This window comes from Aeromonas sp. NJAU223 (assembly GCF_051125555.1).
GTDB classification, from domain to species: domain Bacteria; phylum Pseudomonadota; class Gammaproteobacteria; order Enterobacterales; family Aeromonadaceae; genus Aeromonas; species Aeromonas veronii_G.
This window is the reverse complement of record NZ_CP144204.1, coordinates 2,552,114-2,569,792: the sequence shown is the minus strand read 5'-3', so window position 1 is coordinate 2,569,792 and position 17,679 is coordinate 2,552,114. Positions and strand designations below refer to the sequence as shown.

Annotated in this window: 17 protein-coding genes and 1 tRNA gene; all 18 read right to left on the bottom strand. The window is 60.7% G+C overall.

What is annotated here, in order from left to right; translation table 11 throughout:
- Positions 1–24: 24 nt before the first annotated feature.
- Positions 25–990, bottom strand: coding sequence for an NADH-quinone oxidoreductase subunit NuoH (gene nuoH / locus VZC39_RS11740; RefSeq protein ID WP_349918059.1), 966 nt, complete (start codon positions 988–990; stop codon positions 25–27).
- Positions 987–3,716 (bottom strand): NADH-quinone oxidoreductase subunit NuoG, encoded by a 2,730-nt coding sequence (gene nuoG / locus VZC39_RS11735; RefSeq protein WP_434662694.1) that lies wholly within the window; start codon positions 3,714–3,716, stop codon positions 987–989. The genes nuoH and nuoG overlap by 4 nt, the downstream gene beginning before the upstream one ends.
- A 64-nt stretch (positions 3,717–3,780) precedes the next feature.
- Entirely contained in the window at positions 3,781–5,151 is a 1,371-nt protein-coding gene (gene nuoF / locus VZC39_RS11730) for an NADH-quinone oxidoreductase subunit NuoF (RefSeq protein ID WP_434662690.1), read from the bottom strand.
- Positions 5,148–5,708 carry an NADH-quinone oxidoreductase subunit NuoE gene (nuoE, locus tag VZC39_RS11725; protein ID WP_349918054.1) on the bottom strand — a complete coding sequence of 187 codons (561 nt, stop codon included), beginning with the start codon at positions 5,706–5,708 and terminating at the stop codon, positions 5,148–5,150. The genes nuoF and nuoE overlap by 4 nt, the downstream gene beginning before the upstream one ends.
- 63 nt (positions 5,709–5,771) lie before the next feature.
- Positions 5,772–7,577 (bottom strand): NADH-quinone oxidoreductase subunit C/D, encoded by a 1,806-nt coding sequence (gene nuoC, locus VZC39_RS11720; protein WP_434662688.1) that lies wholly within the window; start codon positions 7,575–7,577, stop codon positions 5,772–5,774.
- Positions 7,578–7,579: 2 nt separating this feature from the next.
- The gene (locus VZC39_RS11715) at positions 7,580–8,254 is read right to left on the bottom strand and encodes a NuoB/complex I 20 kDa subunit family protein (protein WP_042640748.1); all 675 of its coding nucleotides are present in this window, start codon (positions 8,252–8,254) and stop codon (positions 7,580–7,582) included.
- A gap of 29 nt (positions 8,255–8,283) precedes the next feature.
- Complete coding sequence (locus VZC39_RS11710; RefSeq protein WP_349918052.1) at positions 8,284–8,688, bottom strand: NADH-quinone oxidoreductase subunit A; 405 nt, start codon at positions 8,686–8,688, stop codon at positions 8,284–8,286.
- Between the two features lie 281 nt (positions 8,689–8,969).
- Entirely contained in the window at positions 8,970–9,845 is an 876-nt protein-coding gene (locus VZC39_RS11705) for a flagellar motor protein MotB (RefSeq protein WP_434662684.1), read from the bottom strand.
- A complete protein-coding gene (locus VZC39_RS11700; RefSeq protein WP_349918049.1) occupies positions 9,823–10,581 on the bottom strand; it encodes a flagellar motor protein in 759 nt (252 codons plus the stop codon). The genes VZC39_RS11705 and VZC39_RS11700 overlap by 23 nt, the downstream gene beginning before the upstream one ends.
- 433 nt (positions 10,582–11,014) lie before the next feature.
- Entirely contained in the window at positions 11,015–11,278 is a 264-nt protein-coding gene (locus tag VZC39_RS11695; RefSeq protein WP_434662681.1) for a hypothetical protein, read from the bottom strand.
- Positions 11,275–11,829 carry a recombinase family protein gene (locus VZC39_RS11690; protein WP_434662679.1) on the bottom strand — a complete coding sequence of 185 codons (555 nt, stop codon included), beginning with the start codon at positions 11,827–11,829 and terminating at the stop codon, positions 11,275–11,277. The genes VZC39_RS11695 and VZC39_RS11690 overlap by 4 nt, the downstream gene beginning before the upstream one ends.
- 112 nt (positions 11,830–11,941) lie before the next feature.
- Positions 11,942–12,079 (bottom strand): hypothetical protein, encoded by a 138-nt coding sequence (locus VZC39_RS11685; RefSeq protein WP_219263743.1) that lies wholly within the window; start codon positions 12,077–12,079, stop codon positions 11,942–11,944.
- Positions 12,080–12,458: 379 nt separating this feature from the next.
- The gene (locus tag VZC39_RS11680) at positions 12,459–13,238 is read right to left on the bottom strand and encodes a hypothetical protein (protein ID WP_434662677.1); all 780 of its coding nucleotides are present in this window, start codon (positions 13,236–13,238) and stop codon (positions 12,459–12,461) included.
- A gap of 168 nt (positions 13,239–13,406) precedes the next feature.
- A complete protein-coding gene (locus VZC39_RS11675; protein ID WP_434662674.1) occupies positions 13,407–15,122 on the bottom strand; it encodes a DUF6538 domain-containing protein in 1,716 nt (571 codons plus the stop codon).
- Between the two features lie 137 nt (positions 15,123–15,259).
- Positions 15,260–15,347 (bottom strand) — tRNA-Ser (locus VZC39_RS11670).
- Positions 15,348–15,618: 271 nt separating this feature from the next.
- Positions 15,619–16,236 carry a TPM domain-containing protein gene (locus VZC39_RS11665; protein WP_349918048.1) on the bottom strand — a complete coding sequence of 206 codons (618 nt, stop codon included), beginning with the start codon at positions 16,234–16,236 and terminating at the stop codon, positions 15,619–15,621.
- A 22-nt stretch (positions 16,237–16,258) separates the two neighbouring features.
- Complete coding sequence (locus tag VZC39_RS11660; RefSeq protein ID WP_349918046.1) at positions 16,259–16,990, bottom strand: TPM domain-containing protein; 732 nt, start codon at positions 16,988–16,990, stop codon at positions 16,259–16,261.
- Between the two features lie 53 nt (positions 16,991–17,043).
- Positions 17,044–17,634 carry a LemA family protein gene (locus VZC39_RS11655; RefSeq protein ID WP_349918045.1) on the bottom strand — a complete coding sequence of 197 codons (591 nt, stop codon included), beginning with the start codon at positions 17,632–17,634 and terminating at the stop codon, positions 17,044–17,046.
- Positions 17,635–17,679: the final 45 nt, after the last annotated feature.

Below are 17,679 nucleotides of genomic sequence, written 5' to 3'. Positions count from 1 at the left end.
GTCGTCATATCCATATCGCTCTGGTTACGCATTCATCAGCACCACGGCGCCAGTCACCAGCATATTGAGCAGGGTCAGCGGCAGGCAGACCTTCCAGCCGAATGACATCACCTGGTCGAAGCGTGGGCGGGGCAAAGAGGCCCGCAGCAGGATGAAAAACACCATGAAACAGGCGGTCTTCAGGGCGAACCAGACGAAGGGGGGCAGCCAGGGGCCGTGCCAGCCACCGAAGAACAGGGTCACGATGAGGGAGGAGACCAGCACGATGCCGATGTACTCTCCGACGAAGAACAGACCCCATTTCATGCCCGCGTACTCGATGTGATAACCGTCGGCGAGCTCCTGCTCGGCCTCCGGCTGATCGAACGGGTGGCGATGGGTGACGGCGACCCCGGCAAACAGGAAGGTGACAAAGCCCAGGATCTGGGGGATCACGTTCCACATGCCGGCCTGGGCCTCGACGATGTCACGCAGGTTGAAGCTGCCGGTCTGGATGACGATGCCCATCAGCGACAGACCGAGGAACACCTCGTAGGAGAGGGTCTGGGCCGAGGCGCGCAGGCTGCCGAGCAAGGAGTACTTGTTGTTGCTCGACCAGCCGGCGAACAGCACGGCATAGACCGCCAGCCCCGCGATGGCCAGGATGTAGAGCAGGCCCACGTTGAGATCCGCCACGCCCCAGGTGGGCGTGATGGGCACCACCGCAAACGCCAGGATGAAGGCGGTAAACGCGATGATGGGGGCCAGCACGAAGATCCGGCGATCCGCGAACGGCGGGATCCAGTCCTCCTTGAAGAACATCTTGACCATGTCGGCCGCCAGCTGCAGCAGGCCGAAGGGGCCCACCCGATTGGGACCGTATCTGTCCTGCCACAGCGCCAGCAGGCGGCGCTCGATGAAGCTCATGAAGGCGCCAGCCCCCACTATGCCTACCAGCACGATCAGGGCCTTGCCTATCTCGATCAGCAGATCCATCAGGGCGTCGCTCATGCGATGACCTCCTGCAGATTATCGATGAGGGCGTGGTGCAGGGCGGTCGGCAGGCCGTTCACCCCGAGCGGCAGGCCGAGCAGCCCCTGAGCCAGGTTGTCGCTCAGTTGCAGACGCAGTCGCCAGTGATTGCCACCCCAGGAGAGGGCGATCTCGCTACCGGCCTGGAGCGCCAGACGGTCGGCGTCCGCCGGGTTCAGGACCAGGGTGGGCTCGCTCATCCGCGCCTGGATGACCGGGCTCTTGGCGGATAGCTCCTCGGCGCCGAACAGCTGATCGTAACTCACCACCTGCAGGGCCGCCTGGGCACTGAAGGAGGAGGGGATGCTATTGAACCAGCCGAGGCCGCCTTCACCAGGCTCCAGCAGACGGCGACCGGGATCCCCGGCGCGCAGGTTGCCACCCACCTCGTCCTGGAACTTGTTCCAGGCAGAGGGCGAGTTCCAGCCCGGCGCCCAGGCAAACGGTACCTGTTGCAGGGGTTGGCGGGCACCGGCGTAGCCTTCCATGGAGAAGTTGAACGGCGAATCGGGATCTTGGGCGACCCGAGGCTCGCTCACGTTCTGATTCGCCAGCATGGAGGTGCGACCGCTGTAGCGGTGCGGCTCGCGGGCGAGCTTCATGCCGCGGATGCGCAGACCGGCGTTGGGGGCAGCTTCACCCATGGTATTGAGCAGCGGGGCACTGGCGGCGCAGGCGCTGCTCACCTCGTCGAAGGTGTTCCAGCGCAGGGGCTTTCTGTCCAGCACCCCTTGCAGGGCGGCCAGCCAGCGCCAGCCCTCACGGACCTGGATGTCGGCGTCGTAGAAGGCGGGGGCATAGACCTGGAAGAAGCGCTGGGCGCGGCCTTCCATGTTGATGAGGGTGCCGTCCGCCTCGGCGAAGCTGGCGGCTGGTAAGACCAGATCGGCCTTGCTCGCGGTAGCGGTGTCCTGATGATCCACCACCAGCAGGTGTTGCAGGCGCGCAAGGGCTCCGTCCACCCGGCTGCGGGGAGCACGGCGGTAGAGATCGTTTTCCAGCGCGATGAGGGAGAGGGAGGCCTCCCCTTCGATGCGCGCAAGGGCCGCCTCCAGCGGGGCAGCATCCTGGGCCAGCATGGCCAGCCCCAGACTGTTGGTCTCTTGCGCCACCAGGGCTATCTCCACCGCCTGACCGCGGCCCTTGAGGGCGCGTGCGATGTTGCTGGCCGCTTCGAGCAGGGCCTGGCTGCGGGCACTTGAGCCTGCAATGATAAGTGGCTTCTTGGCGTTGCCAAGCAGCTCGGCCCACTGGGCGGCCAGGGCTTGCTGTTCGGCGCCGAGACCCGAGGGAGTCGGGGCCGAGCCATCCAGCAGATGGGCGATGGCGAAACCGAGGCGTGCCTGATCGGCGTGGGGCGCGCGCAGGGTGCCGCTTGCCACGTCGTCGAGGCGGGTGCTGTCCAGGCTGGTGATGAGCAGCGGGTAGCGCTCGTTCTGCCCTAAGGTCTGCACGGCGGCGACCTGCCACAAGTCCACCTTCATCTTGCGGGCGATGTCGCGGGCCTTGCCCTTGACCGCCTGGCGCAGGGCCAGGGCGATACGGGCGGCAGTCTGGGTGACATCTTCGCCGAGCACCAGCACGGCGTCGGCCTCTTCCATGTCACGCAGGCTCGGGGTACGCACGCCGCTTTGCTGCAGGATCTGCAGCATCTTTTGCAGGCACTCCCATTCGCTTTGCTCGACGCCACTGTAGAAGTTGGCGGCGCCCACCAGTTCGCGCAGGGCGAAGTTGCTCTCCAGCGACGCGCGGGGCGAGCCGATGCCGATGACGCCAGCGCTGGTACGCAGGGCGTCGGCGGCGCGGTTGAGGGCGCCATCCACTGTGATGGCGAGCCTGTCACCACCGTCTCGCAGCAATGGCTGGCGGGGGCGCTCGGCCAGATTGACGTGTCCGTAGCCAAAGCGGCCACGATCGCACAGGAAGTAGTGGTTCAGGGCGCCGTGGTAGCGGTTCTCGATGCGGCGCAGCTCGCCATAGCGCTCACCCGGGCTGATGTTGCAGCCGACCGAGCATCCCTGGCAGATGCTGGGGGCGAACTGCATGTCCCACTTGCGGTTGTAGCGCTCGGAATGGGTCTTGTCGGTGAAGACGCCGGTGGGGCAGACCTCCACCAGGTTGCCGGAGAATTCGCTCTCCAGGGTGCCATCCTCGACCCGGCCGAAGTAGACGTTGTCGTGGGCGCCGTAGACCCCGAGATCCTCGCCTCCCGCGTAGTCCTTGTAGTAACGGACGCAGCGATAGCAGGCGATGCAGCGGTTCATCTCGTGGCTGATGAAGGGGCCGAGATCCTGGTTCTGGTGGGTACGCTTGGTGAAACGGTAGCGACGGCTGTTGTGGCCGGTCATCACCGTCATGTCCTGCAGGTGGCAGGCGCCCCCCTCTTCACACACCGGGCAGTCGTGGGGGTGGTTGGTCATCTGCCACTCCACCACGCACTTGCGAAACTCCTTTGCCTCCTCGTCCTCGATGGAGATGTAACTGCCATCGGTGGAGGGGGTCATGCAGGACATGACCAGGCGGCCGCGCTTGTCGTCGGCATTCTGATACTGCTTGACCGCACACTGGCGGCAGGCACCGACGCTGCCGAGCGCCGGGTGCCAGCAAAAATAGGGGACGTCCAACCCTAAAGACAGACAGGCTTGCAGCAGGTTGTCTGCCCCGTCTACCTCGTACTCTTTACCGTCTACATGAATGGTGGCCATACAGCTTCCCTGACTTCAATTAGATAAAACGTGCAGCGCAATGCGCGTCGCCGAGTCACGCGTGTTACCAGCGCTCGCTCAGCAGATTGGGTTGGATCCCCTTGAGCAGCTTGCGATTCTCCCCATGGCCTTTGACGCCGGCCTCAAATTCGGAGCGGAAATACTTCATCGCGCTGCCAAGGGGCTCGACGGCCCCCGGCGCATGGGCGCAGAAGGTCTTGCCGGGGCCGAGGAAGTTGCACAGCTGGGCCAGGGTCTCGAGATCGCCGGGCTGACCCTCGCCCCGCTCCAGCGCCCGCAGCAGCTTGACGCTCCAGGGCAGGCCGTCGCGGCAGGGGGTGCACCAGCCGCAGGATTCGCGGGCGAAGAACTCCTCCATGTTGCGCAGCAGGGCGACCATGTTGATGCTGTCATCCACCGCCATGGCGAGGCCCGTGCCCATGCGGGTGCCGACCTTGCCGATGCCGCCGGCATACATCTGGGCATCCAGGTGCTCGGGCAGCAAAAAGCCGGTACCGGCGCCACCGGGTTGCCAGGCCTTCAGGCGATAGCCGGGCTTCATGCCGCCGGCGTAGTGCTCAAACAGCTCGCGAGCGGTGATGCCAAAGGGCAGCTCCCACAGGCCAGGGTTGTTGACCTTGCCGGAGAAGCCCATCAGCTTGGTGCCGTGATCGTCGGAGCCCGGCAGCGCCAGCCCCTGATACCAGGCCACGCCATTGCCGATGATGGCGGGCACGTTGCACAAGGTCTCGACGTTGTTGACGCAGGTCGGCTTGCCCCAAACGCCGGAGACGGCGGGGAAGGGGGGCTTGGCACGCGGGTTGGCGCGGCGCCCCTCTAGGGAGTTGATGAGGGCCGTCTCCTCGCCGCAGATGTAGCGACCGGCGCCGGTGTGCACGAACAGCTCGAAGTCAAACCCCGAGCCCAGGATGTTCTTGCCGAGCAGCCCCGCAGCCTTGGCCTCTTCCACCGCACGGCGCAGGTGAATGGCCGCATCCACGTATTCGCCGCGCAGAAAGATGTAGCCCCGGTAGGCCTTGAGGGCCCGGGCCGAGATGAGCATCCCCTCGATCAGCAGGTGGGGGAGCTGTTCCATCAGCAGCCGATCCTTCCAGGTGTTCGGCTCCATCTCGTCGGCGTTGCAGAGCAGGTAACGGATGTTCATGCTCTCGTCTTTGGGCATCAGACCCCACTTCACGCCGGTGGAGAAACCAGCGCCGCCGCGGCCCTTGAGGCCGGCATCCTTGACGGTGTTGACGATTTCGTCCGGGCTCATCTGGCCCAACGCCTTGCGGGCGGCCTCATAACCCTGCTTGGACTGGTACTCCTCCAGCCAGACCGGCTGGCCGTCGTCGCGCAGACGCCAGGTGAGGGGATGGGTCTCGGGGGCACGGGCGATGCGGTTGGCGGTGCCCAGGGAGGCGAATGACTTCATGGGTAGGCCTCCAGGGTTTTCAGCAGGCCGATGGCATCGAGACCGCCGTAGGTGTCGTCGTCTATCATCAGCGCCGGCCCCTTGTCGCAGTTGCCGAGGCAGCAGACTGGCAGCAGGGTGAAGCGGCCGTCCGCCGAGGTCTGGCCCGGGGCTAGGTTCATCACCTCTTTCAGACCCGCCAACAACTGCTCGTGGCCATTGATGTAGCACACCATGCTGTCGCAGACGCGAATGATGTGACGACCCACTGGCTGGCGGAAGATCTGGCTATAGAAAGTGGCGACCCCCTCCACGTCGCTGGCGGGGATGCCGAGTTCGGTGGCGATGGCATAGATGGCCCCGTCCGGTACCCAGCCACGGGCCTGCTGCACTATCTTGAGGGCTTCGATGCTGGCGGCACGAGGATCCTCGTAGTGGTGTTTCTCATGTTCGATAGCGTCGCGCTCGGCCTGACTCAGGACGAAATCGCCCTGCTGGCTCGGGAGAGATCCCTTGCTCTGGCATTGGCCTTGCCCCGCTGGGGATGAGTTGTGTTGGCACTGACATTGTTGGCTCATGACTTAAACCTTTTGTCGCTTATTCTTATTGTCCCGTTGCGCCCCAGGGGGCACGGCGGGGACTTAACGATCTACATCCGACATAACGAAATCGATGCTGCCCAGGTAGACGATGAGATCCGACACCATCTGGCCGCGGATCACCGAGGGGATTTGCTGCAGGTGGGCGAAGCTCGGGGTGCGGATCCGGGTCCGGTAGCTCATGGTGGAGCCGTCGCTGGTCAGGTAATAACTGTTGATCCCCTTGGTCGCCTCTATCATCTGGAAGGACTCGGCGGCCGGCATCACCGGGCCCCAAGAGACTTGCAGGAAGTGGGTGATCAGGGTCTCGATGTCCTGCAGGGTGCGCTCTTTGGGGGGCGGCGTGGTGAGGGGATGATCCGCCTTGAACGGCCCTTCCGGCATGTTCTTCATGCACTGCTCTATGATGCGCATGCTCTGGCGCATCTCCTCGATGCGCACCAGGGCTCTGTCATAGGCATCCCCGTTGGCACCCACCGGCACCTCGAACTCGAACTGATCGTAGCCCGAATAGGGGCGCCACTTGCGCACGTCAAAGTTGAGACCGGTGGCGCGAAGGCCGCCCCCCGTGGTGCCCCAGGCCAGCGCCTGTGCCGTGTTGTAGGCGGCGACGCCGATGGTGCGACCGCGCAAGATGCTGTTGCGCATGGCGGCCTTTTCATACTCCATCAGCCGCTTGGGCAGCCAGCTCAGCAGGTTGTCCTGGATGAGGCGAGCCCAGCCCTGAGGCAGATCGTGCGCCACGCCGCCGATGCGGAACCAGGCAGGGTGCATGCGCGCCCCCGTGATGGCCTCGATGATGGTGTAGATCCGCTGGCGGTCGGTGAAGGTGAAGAAGACCGGGGTCATGGCCCCCACGTCCTGAATGTAGGTGCCGATGAACAAGAGGTGGCTCTGGATGCGGAACAGCTCCGCCATCATCACCCGGATCATGTCGACCCGCTGCGGCACCTTGATGCCGGCCAGCTTCTCGACCGCCAGCACATAGGGCAGGTTGTTCATCACGCCGCCCAGGTACTCGACCCGGTCGGTGTAGGGAATGTAACTGTGCCAGGACTGGCGCTCCCCCATCTTCTCGGCGCCGCGGTGGTGGTAGCCGATATCGGGCACGCAGTCGCGGATCTCTTCCCCGTCGAGTTGTAGCACCAGGCGGAAGGCGCCGTGGGCGGAGGGGTGGTTCGGCCCCAGGTTCAAGAACATGTAATCTTCGTTCTCGTTGCCCCGGGCCATGCCCCACTCTTCGGGTTTGAACAGCAGGTTGTCCTGCTCCATGTCCTGCTTGGCGGCATCGAGCATGAAGGGATCGAACTCGGTGGCCCGGGCCGGGTAGTCCTTGCGCAGGGGGTGACCCTGCCAGCTCTTGGGCATCATGATGCGGGTGAGGTGGGGGTGACCATCGAAGGTGATCCCCATCAGATCCCAGACTTCCCGCTCATACCAGTTGGCATTCGGGAAGTGGCGGCTGATGGTGGGCAGGGTGAGATCGCCCTCCTTGAGGGGCACCTTCAGCATCACGTCGGCGTTGCGATCGATGGAGATGAGGTGATAGAAGACGGTGAAGTCACTCTCTGGCAAACCGTGGCGCTGGCTGCGCATCCGCTCGTCGGTGGCGCTCAAGTCAAACAGCATCACGAAGGGAGAGGGGAGTGCGCGCAGGAAGCCCATCACATCCAGCAGCAGCTCCCGAGAGAGCCAGATCACCGGCACGCCGGTGCGCGTAGTCTGGACGGTGAAACGCTCGGCACCGAAGTGGGCGAACAGCTCGCCCACCACCTGGGCATCGGCGTGATCGGAAGGCTGCCACTGGGCCATGGTGTAGTTATTGGGGAATTCGCGAGTCAGTTTCATGATCAGATCTCATCCGGCGTGCGCAGGTTGGTGACGTTGATCCGTTCGCCGCGCTTGCGCTCCTTCTCGGCCTGCATCTGGGGACGGTAGATCCCCTGATCGCCCACCACCCAGGAGAGGGGGCGACGTTCTTTGCCGATGGAGTCCTGCAGCAGCATCAATGCCTGCAAAAAGGCCTCTGGACGAGGCGGACATCCGGGAATATAGACGTCAACCGGCAGAAACTTGTCCACGCCCTGTACCACGGAGTAGATGTCGTACATGCCGCCCGAGTTGGCGCAGGCCCCCATGGAGATGACCCACTTGGGTTCGAGCAGCTGCTCATACAGACGCTGGATGACCGGCGCCATCTTGATGAAGGGAGTGCCGGCGATCACCATGAAGTCCGCCTGACGAGGGGAGGCGCGGATGACCTCGGCGCCGAATCGGGCCACATCGTGGGGGGAGGTGAAGGCGGTACACATCTCCACGTAGCAGCAGGAGATGCCGAAGTTGTAGGGCCAGAGGGAGTTCTTGCGACCCCAGTTGACGGTGTCTTGCAGCACCTCTTCGAGGCGCCCGATCATGATGCCGCGAGAGGCCTCCTGGGCCAGGGGATCCTCGACGGTCTGGCGCTGTTCCTGGGGGTAGCGCTCAACGGGCGCATCCGGGTCAATCCGGGTCAGGGTGTACTTCATGGTGCAACCTCAAAGGGATAATCGGTAATTCAGTCTGGCTTCTTGTCAGTCATGACCGGTTTTTTCGGCGCCCAGTCGAGGGCCCCGATACGCCACAGGTAGATGAGACCGACCAGCAGCAGGGTGATAAAGATGGTGGCTTCGATGAAACCGACCCAGCCGGTCTCCCGCACGGAGACGGACCAGGCGAACAGATAGAGAGCTTCCACGTCGAAGATGACGAAGAACATGGCGACCAGATAGAACTTGGCGGAGAAGCGCAGACGGGCATTGCCGACGGAGTCGACACCGGATTCGAAGGGTTTGTTTTTGGCGCGGCCGTAGGCTCGGCCTCCCAACAGGGCTGCAAGACCAATCATGGTCAGGCAGATACAGATGGCCCCAATGACATAGACAGCAAAGGCCCAATGCTGGACAGCAATATCAGCAAACATATAGGTTTTCCCTAACCGAATTAATCATGTGACTTAACAAGGATGTTACCTAGTATGCCACTTTCATACTGATTTACATGTCATTTCAGTGGATTAATTATTAATCAGCAGGGGGAAAATCACGTTTTGCTAGCGAGGTCAATTTTCTCATTTGAGAATCATTTTCAATCGCTTTTGCGCGGCGAAAAAAGTGGCAGCAGCGCTCGAAAAATAAACTAATCGGAAAAGTGAAAGACCCCGCCTGGCGGGGTCTTTTGATCAGCAGATAGAGGGGGAGGTGATCAGGGTTTGAGCAGGGGGAGGGACTGCTCGGCCGCATTGCCCTGGGAGAGCACTATCTCCACGCGCCGGTTCGCCTGGCGATGGGCGGGCGTGTCGTTGGCGTAGCGTGGTTGCGTGTCGGCGGCCCCTTGCGCCACCACCCGCCGGGAGTCCAGCTTGGGGTTGGTGAGCAGGGTGTGCACTATGGTGGCAGCTCGCAATACCGACAGTTCCCAGTTGTTGCGATAGAGCTCCACCGGTGCCTGGGAGTTGTCGGTATGACCGGTGACGACCACCTTGCCGGGAATGTCCGCCAGCACGTCCGAGACCTTGTTGACGAGGGGAATGAATTGGGGCTGCAGGAAGGCGGAATCCGCCGGGAACAGGGTCTGCTCACCGATGCGGATCACCAGCTGGCTGCCGAGCTGCTCCACCTCGATCTCTTTTGATTCGATCTGGCTCTTGAGTTGCTGATCCAGCTTCTGCTTGGTGACGACGGCCCAGTCCTGCTCCTTGGTCTTGTGGGGCCAGGCTTCGGTGGCGCTGGGTTTCTCCGAGGCACCGATGGTCTCGTTGAAGGGATCCGAGGCGGCGGCCGGGGTCTGGGTGTCCAGCACCTGTTCCTTCTGGGAGGTGCCGGGGGTGGTTTTGGACTCGGGCTCGAGGATGCCGGTGCCCCCCTGCATGACCGGGGAGCCGGCAGGCATGGAGATGAGACCAATCTTGCCAAGGGATTCGATAAAGCCCTGGATCAGCACCCGGGTCTCCGACTGCTTGGCCATGGCGAAGGAGTAGAGCACCACGAACAGGGCGAACAGCAGAGTCATGAAGTCGGCATAGGAGACCAGCCAGCGTTCATGGTTCTCCGGCGCCTCAGCCTTTTTCTTTTTGGCCACCGTGACCTCCGAGGTAGGGTTCAAGCGTGACTTGCAGCCGCTGCTGGGATTCACCGTCGACGATGCAGAGAATGCCGGTCAGGGTCATCTCCTTGTAGTGGCGGATCTGGTGGGCGAACCCTTTGTAGCGGTTGCCAAATGGCAGGAAGATGAGGTTGGCGGCGCCCACCCCGTAGATGGTGGCGACGAAGGCCACCGCGATGGCGCCCCCCAGCTTGTCCGGCTGATCCAGCAGGCCCATGGCGTGGATCAGGCCGAACACGGCGCCGACGATACCCATGGTGGGACAGTAACCCCCCATGGCCTCATAGAATTTGGCGGTCTGTTCGAGATCTTCCTGCTCGAACTCGATTTCGTTCTCAAGCACCTCGTGGATCTTGGTCTTCTCGTAGCCATCGACCATCATCTGCACCCCTTTTTGCAGGAAGGGATCCTTGATGTCGTCGATCATGCCTTCCAGCGCCAGCATGCCGCTGCGCCGCGCGTTGCCCGCCAGGGTCTCCAGCAGCTGGGCCTGTTCCAGCATGTCGATACGCAGCGGGGTGATCAGCCACTTGAAGCGTTTGAATGTCTTGCCGACCACGGAGAAGGGGAACTGGGTCAGGGCGGCGCCCACGGTTCCTCCGATCACGATGAGGAAGGCGGGCAGATCGAGGAGGGCGCTGGGATGGCCCCCTTCGATCAGGTTGCCACCCAAAATGGCTGCCAAGGCTAACAGCAAACCGATCAGACTCATGTGTCCATGTCCCTATGCGTTGAATGTGGCTAGTGTAGCCACTTAAGTATCAGTTTTTCAAAATGATATCCAATCGGTGAGCAATATCCGAGAGGTCGAGCTGTGTGCGCCATGACTCCTTTTTCGGCCGCGATGACGGGATCATGAGGGTACAAGAAGGGCTAATGAGCGCGATGTCTCATGCCAAGCAAGGGGAGGGGGGATGTGCTGCATGGGGGAGGCCAAAAGCCTGGGCACACGAGAGCAGGGGTTGGATATCAATGGCGCTGGAAAGCAAAAAGCCGACCTTGAGGTCGGCTTTTCAATTTGGCGGTGAGGGAGGGATTCGAACCCTCGATACTTACCACCAACCAGTAACCATCTGATTTCAATGCAATTACTAGAATAACAGTCTTAACCATTGTACTAGTGTTCTGTACCACATCTCACTCATTCAATCTTGGGCTGTTGCTTGCCCTTTAGTACAGACGAAAAGAATACTTCCAACAAGAGCAATAACGAACAACTCTATCATCAAGAGTCCTAAATTAACCACACACCAAGATTCCGGAGGCATCATTAAGAAGGAGAAGCCGGCATGCATCTCATACCCATCATGCTTATAAGTCCAAGGAGGTAGTAACACAGCAATCACCATCGATATGGCAGAAAGGATGAGTGCATAACGCTGCTTATTATTAATTGTTACACTTTTCATATCATTCCTTCGACTCTAGAAACTATGCGATGAACACTCGACACGCTTATACCTAGCCGTTTCGCTATTGATGCCTTTGTGATGCCCTGCGAGAGCATGTACAGCACCTCATCCCGCTTCTCCATCGCTGTTGGTTTGCGACCCTTATAGACCCCCTTGGCTTTCGCCAAAGCAATCCCTTCCGCCTGACGCTCCAGCATTATTTCCCGCTCGAACGTGGCGATGGCTCCGATCATGGTCAGCATCAGCTTACCTGTCGGGGTGGCCGTGTCGATACCCAAATTTTGGATCTGCAATGTTACCCCTTTGGCGTGCAGCTGGTCTGTGATCTCCAGCAGATGGCGAGTGTTCCGGGCCAGACGATCCAATTTGGTCACTTTTAGCACGTCCCCAGAGCGGGCAAACTCGAGCATTGCCTGTAGCTGCGGCCTATCCGTTTTGCTACCGCTGGCCTTCTCATTAAAGACTCTTTCGCACTCCGCCAGAGCGGTCAGTTGCTGCTCCAGCGATTGCCCCGTGGTCGAGACCCGGGCATACCCGATGATTGCCATGATGGCCTCCCAATAGGCTCAAGACCCTGCAAGAAAAACGTGTCAAAAGTGGAAAACCAACCCGTGTGGCAGAGGTTGCTGGAGGGCTTCCGGTCTGTCACACGGGCATGGTCTATTGAGCGTCCGGCTCCTTCGGCGGGGTCGGCGGTGTCTGCATCGAGTTGACGGCCTCCTTGATGAGGACGCCCAAGGCTGCCAGCAGTGCCGCCTCCAACGCTTTCAGTAACGGGTTTCCTTGCTGCTCATTCATACGCCTTCTCCTTGCTGGATGGCTCCCGACAAGGGGCCAGATGTGATGTATTCCATGGGGTTCTCCTATGGTGTAGATCTCCATCTCGCTTATACCGGCGTGGAGTCTGAATGTTGCCTGCTCGTTTTCCTTGTGCTGGTGGGGTTTGGGATAGTTTTTTCAGGGCAACCAACGGGGAGGGATCGTTGCCATCTTCTTGATCTTGCTCCTTCGGATGGCTGGTAAGCTCCCCCCTCGGTGCAGTAAATAGATAAGTCTCTAAGTAACAAAACGGGTATATATATCTGGCTGGAACAGGCGACACACCAGACACATGTCGCTGAAAAGCCCATGAACACGTTGTTGGATGTGTCGATGAGACTCAAATCGACCAGACACATCACCCCAAAATGTGTCGATTGGCCGTCACTCGCGGCGGGGTTAGACGGTGATAGGCCAGATTACCGCTATGCCTCTGACTCAACCGCCAGCCAAGCCGCTCTGCAATCGCTTTTAGGTCTCGTCCCGGCTGAGCTGGATATCGCAGATACCCGGCAGGATCGCAGGTATAAGCACTCTGGGCAGACTCCCGTGTGATGTCGAAATGTCGGCTATCGCCCGGCTCTGCCATCGCCCCCAGCAGCCCTTGCAGGTACTCCTCCACGCTTAAGATGCGTCCCTGAGTCCGGCAAATGGTAGCCCACAGCTCTTGCTCCTCATGGCGAATCCTGAGCGGTCTGAGGCCCGTCTGCTGCTCGATGTAGGCATCACGCTGGTGGTCTGCTTGGCGGTTCGCTGGCTCCAGATGATAGGCTTCGTCAAACTCCAGCAAGTACGCTTCCTGCCGGATCGGCCTGTCGAAATAATGCCCATCCCGGTCGAACCACCGCATACCTACGCGAAAATCGACCCGGTATGGGCCGCAAGCGAACTGCGGCGTTACCTCTGTTTGCAAACCCGGCTGCTGTGCTTCAAAAGCAGCAAGCAGAGGGGCCAAGTGCTTCACGTAAAACGCGGCCTCATGGCGGCTCTGCCGTTCCTCTCGTGGCAATGCTTGCCCAGACAGCCGTTCGATTTCCGCTATCAGCTCCACGTTCAGGTGAGAGCTGGGGCCATAGGTCAGTACCGCCAAGGCTTGCAGGGGGGTCCATGTCCCCAATCCATTATCCGGCTCGGGCATCTCCGGTAGTTCTAGCCCCTCCACCCGTCGGATGTTGTCTATCGCCCGCCTGACATACTGACTGTACCGCCCATTGAAGCCGGGTATCTGCGAGAGCGTTCCCCGTGGGTTGATGAGCCCATGTGCAGGAGGCCCTATAAAAATGTCTGTCACGTTCAATGCAGCCTCCTACGACCTCTCTGCCCGATGTTGCCCCTCAGCAGCAGGGATGGGGGCAAGCGGGATTTTTTCGATTGCTTCCCGCTTTATGCTCAGTGTATAGACCCCATATTCACGCCCGATGGCGGCTTGCCCGGTGCTCTGGCTATGACCCCCGATCGCGTTCTGGGTGTCTTCACGCACCTCAGCATCACGCAAATGGGTGATGGCCGTGTGGCGGAAGCTGTGGTTCGGTTGAATACCATCTCGCCCAACGTTGAGCCTCAAACGCAAGTACCGCTGCCACCATACCCCAAGCCGTACCGAGTATTTTTTTCTGGGCCCTGACTGTTGCAACCGTGGAAACAACCGCCCATCGGCAGGCAAGGAGCTAACGTAGTCCAGCAAGCCAAGCGTCAACAGATGGGAATGCACCGGAATATCCCGGTTGCTGCTACGGCTCTTGACGCTCTGATCTTCCCGCAACTCCGCAATCCGGAAGAACCAGATGCCATCCTGCTGCATCAAATCCGCTACATACAGCTGGCATATCTCGCCGACCCGAGCCCCGGTGTAGTAGAGGATCAGCGGCACCCAGTAGCGGGCTTCTCCGAATCGGGGGTGGTCAGCACGGGCAGCGAACAAGGATGAGCCGAAGATGGTCGCCAGCTCAGGATCCGTGAAGGTACGTTCTGGCTTGTTCAACGGATTGACTACATCAACCGTATAGGTGACCCCGTGGGCCGGGTTGTATTCCAGCAGACCATCATCCACCGCAAGCCCCAACACGGCTGACAAGGCGCGTCCCAGCTTCTTGACAGTGGCGGCAGACAGACGGGGCAGGCTGTGCTCCTCGGCGTGGGCAATCTGTTGGCGTAGCGGCATGGCCGATACATCCCGTTTGGGACGGGCGGGCAGTTGCTCCATCAGGTTACGGAACTCGGAAATGTCCTGTTTGCGGATCTCCTCGATGCCCTTATCACCCAGCAGCTCGATAAACCGCTCAACGGCTACCTGATATTCCTGGATGCGTCCTTCGGCCTTCTTCGGCTCTCGCCGCCGGACGGTGGTCTTGTAGCGTTCAAACAGGGCCGACAGGCGAAGTCCACGCGTCCCCATAAGCGGGGCGGTGGTGGCTCCCGTCGGTACAAGGGGGATCTCAGGTTGGCCGATACGACGCTGCATGGCGTTGGTGCGGGCATTTTGCGGAACATCATCCGAGAGTTTCAGAAATTTATCCGCCAGCCGCTGAGCAAAGGCAACGTAGTTAGCCGAACCGACATACAGGCGGAGCCCTGTGAGTTGGAACGCCTCATCGACGTAAGGCCGCATCCAGAGCAGGAAACGGGCAAGCCCTCTAGACGTTATCCGCTTGGGTGCGATCTCTTCCAGCAACGTCCTCAAGACATCAGCTTGATCGGTGGCATACAGGGCCCCCCCATCCTGCTCCATTTGAATGAAGCGACCTTGCACGTCAGGATCACCTAACCGCCCAATCATCGCGTTGTACCAACAGTCAGCGGCGTTGGAGAGGTCGAGGGGCTGCACTACTTGGTCTAACTTGGCGGCGTCCAGCAGTTGATGGAGTTCGTCCAGAACAGACAGGGCGGCCCGATTGGCAGCTTGGCGGTTCTTGGTCTTCAGAGATCGACGAAGCTCCGTCTTGTTGATAACAGGGCGGAGGGTCACGGGGACAACGACACGGGCATACCACGTGCCATGACGGTCTTGGAAAAGGTTGCTCATAGACCTCATTTTGTATCACCTTTATGTACCACCTCGGAAGTGCCGGGGTGGATGGGTTGATCACAAAATCGCTATGAAATCAGGAAGTTTTTGACCTATAAAGAAAAACCCCCGCTCGAAAGCAGGGGTTCTCAATGTGGCGGTGAGGGAGGGATTCGAACCCTCGATACGTTGCCGTATACACACTTTCCAGGCGTGCTCCTTCAGCCACTCGGACACCTCACCAAATTGTTTTAGTCATCTGCTTGTGGCTTGCTAAGCACGCGTTGCGTGCTTTCATGCCGATTTCATCGGCTGGCAGCCACTTGGGCACATCACCAAATTTTCGACTGCGGTTTAACGTGTCCAATCACCACGTCGTTCGTTGCGCCGTTGCGCTGGAACGGGGCGTAATGTAGGGGAAAGGCTGAGCTGGGTCAATCACTTTTCCCCTTATTTTTCATGATCTTTATCGAACGCCTATCCCTTGAGCAGAATGCCGTTTTTTTAAGCCCGATCAGGGCTTGTCCAGGATGATCAGGCTGTCGGGCAGCTCGTTCTGATCCCGGGTGGCCGGGAAGGCGTCGGTCAGGATGTCGCTGGTGCGTTCCACACATTCGAGGAAGCCCTGCTCGACCTCCTTGTTGCGCACCCGCACCACGAAGTCGTCGATGATCTCCTGCCACTGGGCGTTGTCAATGTGCTGGGCAATGCCATCATCCACCAGGATCTCCACATAATGTTCTGCCACTGAGACAAAAATCAGCACACCCAACCGGTCCCTGGTGCGGTGCAGACCCTGCTCGACAAATTGCAGGCGTGCCATCAGGGAGGCTCTGTGCTGGCGCACCTTCTTGGGAATGAGCCGCATCTTGATGGGGGTCCAGTGGAACAGCAGGCTCAGCAAGAGCCAGACCGACCACTGCACCAGCAGGATCTCGTACCAGCCGAGCCAGAAGCCGAGCTGGAATACCAGCAGTGGGGTGAGCATGGCCAGCAACGCGGCCCAGAGGGTCGGAATGTAGCGATAGCCATCGCTGGCCGGGGCCAGCACGGTCACCAGCTCCGCATCCGTTGCCTGTTCGGCTTGTCGCACCTTGGCCTGCAGGGTGTGATAGAACTGTTTCGAAATCATCGTGTTGTCTCTTATTCCTCGATTACCAGCCACCGGAAGCACCGCCGCCACCGAAACTGCCACCCCCACCGCTAAATCCGCCGCCTCCGCCAAACCCGCCACCTGAACGCCCGGCTCCGAAGCCACCGGCCAGATAGGCGGCACGGCGACGACCACCTGAACCTCCGCCCCCGCCGCCGCGCAGGTTGTGCAGGATGATCATGGCGATCACCACCAGGATGAACAGCCAGGGGCCGCCGCCTTTCTCCTGCTTGGCGGTGTCGCGAGGCTGATACTCCCCGGCCAGCGCCTGCATGATGCCCTGGCTGCCAGCGACGATGCCGGCCACCATGTCACCCCGCTTGAAGGCGGGCAGGATCCGGGTCTGGATGATGTTGGCGGCGATGGCATCGGGCAGGGCACCTTCCAGGCCATAACCGACCTCGATGCGCACCTTGCGCTCGTCCTGGGCGATCAGCAGCAGGACGCCGTTGTCCTGCCCCTTCTGACCTATGCCCCAGTGACGCCCGAGTTGATAGCCGTACTCTTCGATGGTGTCGCCGCCCAGGCTGTCGATGGAGACCACCACCAGCTGGACGCCGCTGCGCTGCTCGAACGCCGCCAGCTGCTGGGTGAGCTGGTGGGCCTGCTTGCGGGACATCAGGTTTGCCTCGTCCACCACCCGGCCAGTCAAGGGAGGGAAGTCGGGGGCGGCGTGCAGGGCCGTCGTCCAGAGCAGCAAGACCCACAGCACTCCCTGCATGAGTCGTTGCATCCGAGGTGCTAAAGAGGCAAGGGGCGCAGGCCGGGGCCCGCTGGGTGTTCGGCTCATTGGAAGCTGACCTTGGGGGCCTCATCGGCACCGGGCTTGGCGCTAAAGCTCGGCTTGGCGGTGAGATCCGAGTAGAGCAGTTTCGACCAGATGACCCCGGGGAAGGTGCGGATCTCGGTATTGAACTGGCGCACCGCCTCTATGTAGTCGCGACGGGCCACGGCGATGCGATTCTCGGTCCCTTCGAGCTGGGCTTGCAGGGTGAGGAACTGCTGATCCGCCTTGAGATCCGGGTAGCGCTCCACCACCACCATCAGCCGGGAGAGGGCGCTGGAGAGTTGATCCTGGGCGGCTTCGAAGGTTTTCAGCTGGGAGGGGTCACTCACCTGCAGGCTGCCGACCCGGGCACGGGCATCGGTCACCGCCTTGAGGGTCTCCTGCTCGTGGCTGGCATAGCCCTTGACGGTCGCCACCAGGTTGGGAATGAGATCGGCACGGCGCTGGTATTGGTTCTCCACCTGCCCCCAGCTTGCCTTGACCTGTTCATCCAGGGTCGGAATGTTGTTCATGCCGCATCCGGTCAACCCCAGCAGCAGGGTCAACATCAACAGGCTCTGGGTGGTCTTGCGCCAGAGAGAAGTGGCCATATTGTTGTCTCCATTGGATGTATTTAATTCGGCGCTGACACCATA

What these genes read in the sequence shown, in the direction of transcription:
- nuoH (WP_349918059.1), bottom strand. Translation starts at nt 990, where the DNA reads ATGAGCGACGCCCTGATGGATCTGCTGATCGAGATAGGCAAGGCCCTG.
- nuoG (WP_434662694.1), bottom strand. Translation starts at nt 3,716, where the DNA reads ATGGCCACCATTCATGTAGACGGTAAAGAGTACGAGGTAGACGGGGCA.
- nuoF (WP_434662690.1), bottom strand. Translation starts at nt 5,151, where the DNA reads ATGAAGTCATTCGCCTCCCTGGGCACCGCCAACCGCATCGCCCGTGCC.
- nuoE (WP_349918054.1), bottom strand. Translation starts at nt 5,708, where the DNA reads ATGAGCCAACAATGTCAGTGCCAACACAACTCATCCCCAGCGGGGCAA.
- nuoC (WP_434662688.1), bottom strand. Translation starts at nt 7,577, where the DNA reads ATGAAACTGACTCGCGAATTCCCCAATAACTACACCATGGCCCAGTGG.
- VZC39_RS11715 (WP_042640748.1), bottom strand. Translation starts at nt 8,254, where the DNA reads ATGAAGTACACCCTGACCCGGATTGACCCGGATGCGCCCGTTGAGCGC.
- VZC39_RS11710 (WP_349918052.1), bottom strand. Translation starts at nt 8,688, where the DNA reads ATGTTTGCTGATATTGCTGTCCAGCATTGGGCCTTTGCTGTCTATGTC.
- VZC39_RS11700 (WP_349918049.1), bottom strand. Translation starts at nt 10,581, where the DNA reads ATGAGTCTGATCGGTTTGCTGTTAGCCTTGGCAGCCATTTTGGGTGGC.
- VZC39_RS11695 (WP_434662681.1), bottom strand. Translation starts at nt 11,278, where the DNA reads ATGAAAAGTGTAACAATTAATAATAAGCAGCGTTATGCACTCATCCTT.
- VZC39_RS11690 (WP_434662679.1), bottom strand. Translation starts at nt 11,829, where the DNA reads ATGGCAATCATCGGGTATGCCCGGGTCTCGACCACGGGGCAATCGCTG.
- VZC39_RS11685 (WP_219263743.1), bottom strand. Translation starts at nt 12,079, where the DNA reads ATGAATGAGCAGCAAGGAAACCCGTTACTGAAAGCGTTGGAGGCGGCA.
- VZC39_RS11680 (WP_434662677.1), bottom strand. Translation starts at nt 13,238, where the DNA reads ATGCCCGAGCCGGATAATGGATTGGGGACATGGACCCCCCTGCAAGCC.
- VZC39_RS11675 (WP_434662674.1), bottom strand. Translation starts at nt 15,122, where the DNA reads ATGAGCAACCTTTTCCAAGACCGTCATGGCACGTGGTATGCCCGTGTC.
- VZC39_RS11665 (WP_349918048.1), bottom strand. Translation starts at nt 16,236, where the DNA reads ATGATTTCGAAACAGTTCTATCACACCCTGCAGGCCAAGGTGCGACAA.
- VZC39_RS11660 (WP_349918046.1), bottom strand. Translation starts at nt 16,990, where the DNA reads ATGCAACGACTCATGCAGGGAGTGCTGTGGGTCTTGCTGCTCTGGACG.
- VZC39_RS11655 (WP_349918045.1), bottom strand. Translation starts at nt 17,634, where the DNA reads ATGGCCACTTCTCTCTGGCGCAAGACCACCCAGAGCCTGTTGATGTTG.